The organism is Pseudomonas sp. LM13, from assembly GCF_041381355.1.
GTDB lineage: Bacteria > Pseudomonadota > Gammaproteobacteria > Pseudomonadales > Pseudomonadaceae > Stutzerimonas > Stutzerimonas frequens.
In genome coordinates this window covers 1-562 of the sequence record NZ_JACBXH010000139.1, presented here as the reverse complement: position 1 = coordinate 562, position 562 = coordinate 1, and the positions used below count along the sequence as shown (strand labels likewise).

Below are 562 nucleotides of genomic sequence, written 5' to 3'. Positions count from 1 at the left end.
CTGACGGGCATACAAGGCTTGCTCTAGGGCATCCAGTACGAAGTCTGTCTTCATGCTGGTACTGACTCGCCAGCCGACGATCCGCCGTGCAAAGACGTCGATCACGAACGCCACGTACAGCCAGCCCTGCCAGGTCGATACATAGGTGAAGTCCGACACCCACAACTGGTTCGGGCGGTCGGCATGGAACTGGCGTTGGACACGATCCAGCGGGCAAAGGGCCTTGTCGCCGGCCACCGTTGTCTGCACGATCTGGCCACGTCTAATGCCCTGCAATCCGGCCCGACGCATTAACCGCTCCACCGTGCATCTGGCGACCTCGATGCCTTCTCGCCGCAGCTGCTTCCAGACCTTCACCGCGCCATAGCACTGCATATTGGCATCCCACACTCGCTGGATTTCCAGGGTCAATGCGTCATCGCGCTGAGCACGACAACAGCGCAGTGCCGGGTTGCGCTGTTGAGCCACGTGCCTGCGGTAACCGGACGGGGCGATCTGCAACACGCGGCAGATCGACTCGACCCCGAGACGGTCACGATGCTGATCGACAAACGCCCTCAGG

General features: G+C 61.6%; 1 pseudogene and 1 other annotated feature. The pseudogene reads right to left on the bottom strand.

Annotated features, from left to right (window positions below):
* A pseudogene (locus HZR81_RS23725) lies at positions 1-562 on the bottom strand (IS3-like element ISPst4 family transposase); the annotation flags it as partial.
* Positions 487-560 (bottom strand) — a sequence feature (AL1L pseudoknot). It overlaps the preceding pseudogene by 74 nt.